This is a genomic window from Rhizobium freirei PRF 81, from assembly GCF_000359745.1.
Lineage (GTDB): Bacteria > Pseudomonadota > Alphaproteobacteria > Rhizobiales > Rhizobiaceae > Rhizobium > Rhizobium freirei.
In genome coordinates this window covers 1-208 of record NZ_AQHN01000033.1, presented here as the reverse complement: position 1 = coordinate 208, position 208 = coordinate 1, and the positions used below count along the sequence as shown (strand labels likewise).

Genomic DNA, 208 nt, shown 5'->3' with positions numbered 1-208 from the left:
AGAGTCGGATTCGAAAAGCGTTCAACGATATCCATACCTTGCTAGCCGTCTGGTGATGAGACGAATGTGGGCGATCATGATCCACGCTTCGGCTGATGCGATGGAGCGTTCGACGTCTTTGGCCAATCTGCGGCATCTGCCAAGCCAGGCGAAGGTCCGTTCGACCACCCATCGACGCGGCAGAACCTCGAAGCCTTTCGCCTTGTCT

General features: G+C 56.2%; 1 protein-coding gene. It reads right to left on the bottom strand.

Translation table 11 applies throughout. The annotated features are described in order from the left end of the window. Window positions 1-21: 21 nt before the first annotated feature. Window positions 22-208 (bottom strand): transposase (locus tag RHSP_RS08400; RefSeq protein ID WP_037150510.1); only part of this gene is annotated, 187 nt, incomplete at its 5' end.